Annotated in this window: 2 protein-coding genes; both read right to left on the bottom strand. The window is 69.4% G+C overall.

Annotation, left to right across the window (positions count from 1 at the left end):
- Positions 1–253: 253 nt before the first annotated feature.
- Positions 254–6,364, bottom strand: coding sequence for a hybrid sensor histidine kinase/response regulator (locus AC1DQR_RS32360; protein WP_477134460.1), 6,111 nt, complete (start codon positions 6,362–6,364; stop codon positions 254–256).
- Positions 6,365–6,449: 85 nt separating this feature from the next.
- Positions 6,450–8,618 carry a methyl-accepting chemotaxis protein gene (locus AC1DQR_RS32355; protein WP_416047816.1) on the bottom strand — a complete coding sequence of 723 codons (2,169 nt, stop codon included), beginning with the start codon at positions 8,616–8,618 and terminating at the stop codon, positions 6,450–6,452.
- Between the last annotated feature and the right edge of the window lie 76 nt (positions 8,619–8,694).

Genomic DNA, 8,694 nt, shown 5'->3' with positions numbered 1-8,694 from the left:
CCTTAAGGCGATGCGAGTTTGGGTCCCGGCCGCTCTTTTCGCCGAAGCCCGAGGGGGTAGTCGCCCCATCCGGCGCGCCTTCTTTGCCTACTTTCTTGGCAAGACAAGAAAGTAGGTCGCCGCCCCGCAGGGGTGGTGAAACCGCAGTTGCTTTTGACGTTAGGCAGTCGCAGTTAAGCAGTCGCAGTTAAGCAGTCGCAGTTAAGCAGTTGCAGTTGCAGTTGCAGTTGCAGTCAACCACCCACCACCACCATCAATTCCCCGCATCCTCCCCCAGCATCTGCGCCACCGACCCCGCCATCCCGACAGCCCGCTCACCCAACAAATGCTGCAACGTGGTAAGCAGCTCATCCTCGTTATACGGCTTACCCAAATAAACATTCACCCCGATCTCAGCCGCGTAACGCCGATGCTTCTCCGCCGTGCGCGAAGTGATCATCACCAACGGCATATGCGCGGTCCGGCTATCCGCCCGCACATTGCGCGTCAGGTCAAAGCCATCCATATGCGGCATCTCGATGTCGACCAGCATCGCGTCAGGCATCACCTCCTGCAACTGCCGCAACGCGTCCACGCCGTCGCGCGCCAGCACCACCTGGTAGCCGGCCCGCGTCAGCAGGCGATGCGTGACCTTGCGCACGGTCAGTGAGTCGTCGACCACCATGACGGTCGGCTGCGTGGCCAGCCCTTGCACCGGAGCCGCGCCGCCTTGCGAGAACTCGGCCACCGCGCCCAGCGTCGGCTGCTGCGCTGGCTGGGGCAGATGCGGCAGAGCGGCAAGTTGCGGACGGGCCAGCTCGCCGCGCTCGCGCACGAAACGCTGCGCCAGCACCACCGGGTTATAGATCAGCACGATCTCGCCGTCGCCAAGCGTGGTCGCGCCGGCAATGCCCTCGAGGCGTGCCAGGTGCGGGCCGATGTGCTTGACCACCACTTCGCGGTTGCCAATCACTTCGTCCACGTGCACGGCGATGCGCTCGACACCGCTGCGCACCACCACCACCGGCGAGTACTTCTTGCCTGCGGCTACCGCCGGCGTTTCTTCCAGCAGCGTGCCAAGGTAGTGGAACGGCACGGCGCCGCCGGGCGCGTCGAGGCTGCCCTGGTTGTAGGCTTCGAGCAGGCCTTGCGAGCGCAGTTGCTGAACCTGGTCGATCATGCCGCTGGGGATGGCGAACGGCCGGCCGCCCAACGTGACCAGTAGCACTTGCGTAATGGCTGTCGTCAGCGGCAGGTGCACGGTAAAGCGGGTGCCCCGCCCGGATTGCGTGGCCAGCGCGATGCGCCCGCCCAGCGCCACCGTTTCGGCGCGCACCACGTCCATGCCGACGCCGCGCCCCGCCAGCTCCGACACCGTATCCGCGGTGCTAAAGCCTGGGGCGAAGATCATCTCGGTGAGGCGGGCATCGCCCGCGTCATCGTCCGGCGCCAGCAGTTCGCGCTCGATGGCGCGCGCGCGGATGCGTACGAGGTCCAGGCCGCCGCCATCGTCGACGAAGTGCAGCACCACCTCATTGCCTTCCTGCTGCACTTCCAGCGTGAGCGCGCCGGTGGCGGGCTTGCCCGCGGCGCGGCGCACGTCGGCGGACTCGATGCCGTGTACCACCGCATTGCGGATCAGGTGCTCGATCGGGCCGGCCATGCGGTCCAGCACGGAGCGATCAACCTCCACGGTGCCGCCCTTGATCAGCAGGCGCACTTCCTTGCCGGTCTCGCTGGCGGCCTGGCGCGCCACGCGATACAAACGCTCGGCCAGCGCGTCGAACTGCACCATGCGCGCCTGCATCAGGCTGCGCTGCAGGCCGCGCGTGAGGCGCGCCTGCGCGTCAAGGTCGCCGGCGGCGCGGTCGAAGCCGCGCTGCAGGTTTTGCTCGACGGTCGCCACGTCGTTGACCGACTCGGCCATCATCCGCGTCAGCTCCTGGAAACGCGTGAAGCGATCGAACTCGAGCGGATCGAACTCGACCGTGTGCTGGGCATCGGCGGTGCGCGAGGCCATCTGCGACTCGGCCTGGATCTCGATCTCGCGCAACTGGCCGCGCAAGCGCGCCACGTTGTCGTTGAGCTCGCCCAGGTAGCTGCGCATCGCGTCGAGCTCGCTCTCCAGCCGCGCGCGCGTCGCGCCGACTTCGCCAGCATCGGTGATCAGCGTATCGAGGGTGCGGGCCTGCACCCGCACCAGCGCGCGCTGGCGTTCGACGGCGTCGGTGGCGGGGGCCAGCGCAGCGCCCATTGCGGGCATCGGCAGGGGCGCCCCGACCGGCTGCATGGGCGCGCTGGGCAGCCACGGCTGTACCGTGGCGCTCGGCGGCACGTCTTGCACAAGCGCAGGTGTGGGTGCGAGTGTGCGCGCAGCCGGAACCGGTGCCTCGTCCGGCGCGCTGCTCTGCCCGGTCATGGCGTTGATCAGCTCAGGATCGTCCACCGGCAGCAGGCGGCCGGCCTGCAGCGCCTCGCTATGCGCGAGGATACGGTCGTACCAGGCGTACAGGCGCACGAACAGGAGCGGCACCACGCGATCGGCGCGCACGGCGGCATCGAGCAGGGTTTCCATCTCGTGGGCGGCCTGGCCCAGCGCCATGGCGCCGGCCATCCGGGCGCTGCCCTTGAGCGTGTGCAGCGCGCGCAGGATCAGGCCGGCGTGGCTGGCATGCTCGCCATCGCCGCTGGCGGTCTCCCAGCCTCGCAGCAGCTTGCCCAGCTCCGGCAGGCTGCCGTGCGCTTCTTCCAGGAAAATCTCGACTAGCGCCGGATCGGGGGCTTGCTCGGCTTGCTCGGCGACCTCGGTGGCTTGCTCGTCCGGCGTGTCCGTGACAGCCGTGACAGCCGTGACAGCCGTGACAGCCGGGGCAGCTTGTGCTTGCACCGCATGCAGGGGCGTGACGGTGGCGTCGTGCAGCATGCCGGCATTGGCCGCGCCGGGCAGCTTGCCGAACAGCAGCGCAACCGGCGCGTCCTCGGCCTCGGCCGGCAGCTCCACCGCCGGCAGCGCCAGGCGCGGGCGCACCATGGCGCGCTCGCCAAGCTCGAGCAGGCTGCGGCAGAGCGTGTCATCGGCGGCAGGCCAGATGCCCGCGGCAAACTGGTGCAGCATGCCACGCACGCGCTCCACCGCCTGCTCCAGCAAGCGGAAGTCGCCCGGGTGCATCGCCACCGGGTGCGCGCCGAGCTGCAGCATCAGGCGCTCAAGCGCCTCGGCAATGGCGCGTACCGGCTCCAGGCCGACCGTGGAAGCGCTGCCTTGCAAGGTATGCGCGACACGCAGCGCCAGCTCGCTCGGGCAGGGACGGCCCTCGTGGCGCCACTCGGAAAGATCGGTGGCGAACTGGCGGATGAGGTCGTCGGCTTCTTGCAGGTAGACGTTGTAAAGCGGCAGGCTGATACGCACCGGGCCGATCAGCTTGAAGTGGTCGTTTTCCTCAGCCGGCGTGCTGGCAAAGCGGAAAGGAATGACCTTGGCATCCCCGGCCACGGTGTTGTCTGCTTCGGCCTCGGCTTCGGCTTCGGCCGGGTGCTCCGCGTCCTGCTCGGGGGGCTGGATACCTGGCACGGGTTCCAGCTCCGTCCCCGGTTGTGCTTCCAGCACCTGCTCGTCCTCGGGCTGCGTCGCCATCAGCTCAAGCCCGGCCGCGTGCACAGTCGCGGTCTCCGCTTGGGCGATGTGCTCCGGCTCGGGCCGCTCGCCCGCGCGCACAGACTGCGCCGCGGCCAGCAGGCCCGTGGCGTCGTGCGCGGCATGGGCATCGCCGCGCAGTGCGCTCACCCAACCGGACAGCTCATCGTGGGCACGCAGCAGCAAGTCCAGCAGGCCCGGCGCCGGGGCGCGGGCCTCGGCAATCCAGAGGTTCATCACCTGCTCGATTGCCCAGGCCGCTTCGCCATAGCGATGCAGGCCGACCATCCGGCTGGATCCCTTGAGCGTATGAAAGGCGCGGCGCAGGCGGCTGATGGTATCGGCATCCGCCAGCGCGCAGAGGCCGCCGCCGAGATCGTTGCCGACCTCGCCCAGCACCTCGACCGCTTCGGTCAGGAAGATATCCAGCAGTTCGGCATCGATGGCGCCGGTATCGGCCGCGGCAGGCATGGCTGCCGCGGGCGCGGGCGTGCCGGGCGCACTGATCGGCAGCGCCTCGGCCAGCGCCACCACCAGGCGCTCGGCCGCGCCGTGGGACCCGGCGAGCCAGGCATTGAGCTGCGTAGTGGCTTCGCCGGCCTGGCGGCGCAGGCCGGCTGCGTCGTCGATGGCGGCCTGCTCGTTCATCGCCTGCAGTGCCGCGCGCAGCGCCTTCACTTCGGGTGCGTCGGCGGCGGCCGGATGGCGCATCGCATCGTTGGCCGCCGCGCGCGCCCTGGCTAGCAGCGTCGCGTGGGAAACCGCGCCGCCCTGCTCGTCTTGCGCGGCAACGTCGACGGCATCGGCATGCGTGTCCGCCGATGCGGCACGGCCAAATGCCAGCGCATCGATAAAGGCGTGCACAACACCCAGCTCGCCGGCGATCGCGGCAAGGCGGCCAGCGCGCGCGCTCACCGCGTCGGCAGCGCTGGCTGTGTCGCCTGCAACCTGGGTGGCGCGGGTGCCGGCAAGCCATTCCAGCGCTGGCATCACGCGCTCCAGCGCCGCCGCTACCGCAAGCGCGTCGGCCTGCAGTGCTTCCGGCAGCGCACCGGCCTCGCGCAAGCCAGCCAGCGTGCTGGCGAGCGCCGCGAACGCGCGTTCGGCGTCGCGCAGGTGCGCGCCGGCTTCGGCGCGGGCGGCATCGCGGTCATAGGCATCGAGCCAGGATTCACCGCTGTCGAGGTGGCCGCGCAGTTGCGCCACTGCTGCCTCGCGCAGGCGTTGGGTGCGCGCCTGGTCCACCATCTGCGCGAGCCAGCGCGGCGCTTGCACAGTGGGCTCGCCACGCTCATGCGCGCCAAGGTACAAGGTCAGTTCATCGCAACGCCGCGCGAACTCGGCCGCCGCCGCGTGCCCGGTGCTGCCATGCACGCGCCATGGCAGCGCCAGTGCCCGCCCCAGGAACAAGGCAATGGCGCAGGCGCCAAAGGGATCATCGGCACCGGGTCGGACCTGCAGCGCGGCATCCAGGCAGCGCAGCAGCGCCGGCTGGGCCAGCGGCTGCGCGGCTTCGGCCAGCACGGCGAGCGCGTTATGCCACTCACCGTGATCCGGGCCAGCGGCAGCGGACCGCTCGAGCGCGGTGGCCGCCTGCTGCAGGTTGCGGGTGTCGATCGGGTCGAGCCAGCCGTAATAGCGCACGCGGAAGTCGGCATGCACGGTGGCATGCGCCGCATCGATGCGGAAGGCTTGCAGGCATTCGCGAATGGCGGAGCGCAGCACCAGCACGGGCGCGCTCTGCGGTTCGTCCGCGGGCGGCGTGCCGCTGGTGGTGACCAGCAGGTACACGGCGTCGTTGAGCAAGGCTTGCGGCACCCGCACCTGGCCTTGCAGGTACTGGCGCAACAGCAGGTGGGCACGCCCCGCCAGCCGCTTGGCCAGCAGGTCCGAGGGCAGCAGGCCGTGGGCCAGCGCGCCGAACACCAGCGCCAGCACATGCCACACGCCGCGGTCCGGATGGTCAGTGGCGCGGCGCAGTTCCTGCTCGCTCGCGCGTACGTCTTCCAGCGCGGACTCCAGCGGCAGATAGGCCTCGTGCAACAGGCTCGGCTCGGCGCACGGCACCGGCAGGCGCAGCGCCTTGAGCAACGCCGCCTCGAAGCGCTGGCGCGCGCGCGTCACCGTGGAGGCCATGCGCATCGGCAGCAGGATGCCGGGCAGCATCTGCAGCTCGTCCACCCACAGGTCGGCGGGGTGCACGCGGTCTTCGCCAAGGCGGCCCAGCACGTCGGCGTAGGAACAGAACAGCCGCACCGGATCTTCGTCGTCGCCAACCATCAGGTCATCGACGTACTCGGCCAGCGCTTGCACGCCCAGGCGGAACGCGGCCAGCGTGCGGGCGTCGGCGGGCACTGCGCCGCCATCGATGCCTTCGAGCAGGCGGCGCAGCGCCTGGCAATACGGATCGACCCCGCGCAGGCCAACGATGTGCACCGCGCCGGCGGCCTGGTGCAGGTGCTGGCCGGCCAGGCGCAGCGAAGTGGTGTCGCGCGCGCCCAGCGCCTCGGGCGCCTGCTGCACTTCATCGACGTAATGGCCCAGCTCGGCCGCGGCGTCATCCAGCGCGGCGCGCAGGCTCGGCGCCAGCCAGGCCAGCACGGAAAGATCACGGGCTACCGGGGCGGCAGGCTTCCTGGCAGGGGCGGCCAGCTCGGCGGACAGGTCCGGCGAAGGGATCGGCGCCAGCGGATCCTGCACGGCCGGATCGGTGCCGGCGGCCTCGCGCGAGACAGGGAAATTCAATGACATGACTGCTTCCAATGCGTCCAATGCGGTGGCGCCGGTCCGTGGCCCGCATCCGCGCGGGCTCGCGTTGAACACCAATGCTGACTCGTCAGGCGATCTTGAATCGCAGCACCGAATTGCGCAGCTCTTCGGTCAGCAAGGTCAGCTGGCGCACCGAGAGTGCCGTCTGGCGCGTGCCGGACGAAGTCTGCTCGGTCACCTGCAGGATCCCTTCGATATTGCGTGCCACCGCGGTAGCCAGCCCCGCCTCATGCGAGGTGGTCTGGGAAATCTGCTCGATCAGCTCGGCGAGCTGGCGCGACACGCGGCCAATCTCCACCAGCGCGGCGCCGGCGTTGTCCGACAGCTTGGCCCCTTCCACCACGCCCTGCGTGCTGCGCTCCATGGCGTGCACCGCGTCCTGGGTGTCGGTCTGGATGGTGCGGATCAGCGCGCCGATCTGCTTGGTTGCCTCGCCGGAGCGCTCTGCCAGCCGCTGCACTTCTTCGGCCACCACCGAGAAGCCGCGCCCGGCTTCACCGGCCGATGCGGCCTGGATGGCGGCGTTCAGCGCCAGCACGTTGGTCTGCTCGGTAATGTCGGAAATCAGTTCGACGATTTCACCGATCTCCTGCGAGGATTCACCCAGGCGCTTGATGCGCTTGGAGGTGTCCTGGATCTGCTCGCGGATGTCGTTCATGCCGACGATGGCGTTCTGCACCGCGTGCTGGCCCTGCTCGGCCGCGGCCAGCGAGGCGCGCGCCACGTTGGCGGATTCCGCCGCGCCGCGCGAGACCTGCGTGATGCGGTCCGCCATTTCCACCACCGATTCGCCGGTCTGGCGGATCTGGCGCGATTGCTCTTCCGAGGCGGCGACCAGCTCGGTCGAGGTGTCCTGCACCTGCCCCGATGCCTGCGTCACCTCGCCGGCGGTCTGCTGCACCCGGCCGACGAGTTCGCGCAATTCTTCCACCGTGTAGTTCACCGAGTCGGCGATGGCGCCGGTGATGTCCTCGGTCACGGTGGCTTGTTTGGTCAGGTCGCCGTCGGCGATGTCCTGCAGCTCGTTCATCAACTGCAAAATCGCCTTCTGGGTCGCGTCGTTGTTGCGCTTTTCATCCAGGCGGCGGGCTTCCGCCTCGCGCTCGCGGGCCTCGGCTTCGAGGGTACGGGCACGCGAGTCGCGCAGGTACAGCGCGGCCAGGCCGGCCAGGAACAGCAGCGTGAGCAAGGCCGAGACGATGGTGGCGCCCAGCGTCAGCGGGCGCACGCGCGCGCCTTGCGCATAAGCGGCCTGCAGCGCGGACAGCTCGCCGCGCAGTGCCTCGTTGTCGTTGAAGATCTGCTGCTGCGCGCGCTTGGCGGCGATCAGGCCGGGCAGGTTCTGCAGGATGGTCTGGGTGGTTTTCTGCACCGCGTCGAAACGTTGCGACAGCTGCTGCAGGTAGCCGCGGGTTTCGGCATCTCCCGCCGCCGACAGCCGCAGCGCTTCGCTGCCATTGATCAGGCCGTCCAGGGTTTCGCGGAAGGTATTGGTGTCCTTGCCGAGCAGGAACGCGGTTTCCGGGTTGACGCCTTCGCCCGCCAGGAACTCGTTGAGGTTCTTACCCAGTCGCTGCGTCAGCATCACCAGCTGCGCGGAGGCAGCCACCTCGCGCGCGTTGGCGCCGCTTTGCAGCTTGATTGCCGCCACCTGCTCCGCGCTTTCCAGCAGTTCGGGGTTGGAGGCGTTGAAGATCTGCAGCGTCTGGCCGATGGTGGTCAGGGTGGGCTGCTGGGCCAGCACGTCACCGGCGCTCTTCTCGGTGCGCTGCCAGGACTCCATGGCTTTTTCCAGCAGCGGCGCGGCGGCTGCGCCGGTCGCGCGCACGTGCTTCGCATCGCTGCCGTCTTGCAGCGCCTGCAAGTCGCCCGCGAGCTCGCTCTTGGACTGGCGCAGCTGCGTGAACGCCTGCGCATTGCCCAGCAGCGCCACCGGCACGGCCTTGGCGAGGCGCTGCGAGTGCATCAGCATGTCGCCGGCGATCTCGATCTGCGCCGCGCCGTTGTTGGCTTCGCGGTTATCGAAATACACCGATGCCAGCAGCGCCGCCAGCGACACCACCACGCCGATGGTCAGCGCGCGCTGCTGGCTGGCAAACGGGATGCGGGACAGCCGGCCCGAGAGCGTCTCGGCCGGGGTGCTTCGCGTGCTGGGCGCGGCTGCGGCGTCTGCCGCCAGTTCGGCGGCACCGGCCGCCGGTGCCTGGCGACCCAGGCTGAACATCTTGAAACCCATAGCACCCTCTGTCCGTTATTTTTTGAATTTGGTTTGTCGCCGCACCGTTGTGTCGCCACATCCTTGCAGGCAGCGC

This window comes from Cupriavidus sp. 05L411, assembly GCF_056398045.1.
Note: the sequence above shows the minus strand (reverse complement) of the source record. Positions and strands in the feature narration are given on the sequence as shown.

What these genes read in the sequence shown, in the direction of transcription:
- AC1DQR_RS32360 (WP_477134460.1), bottom strand. Translation starts at nt 6,364, where the DNA reads ATGTCATTGAATTTCCCTGTCTCGCGCGAGGCCGCCGGCACCGATCCG.
- AC1DQR_RS32355 (WP_416047816.1), bottom strand. Translation starts at nt 8,618, where the DNA reads ATGGGTTTCAAGATGTTCAGCCTGGGTCGCCAGGCACCGGCGGCCGGT.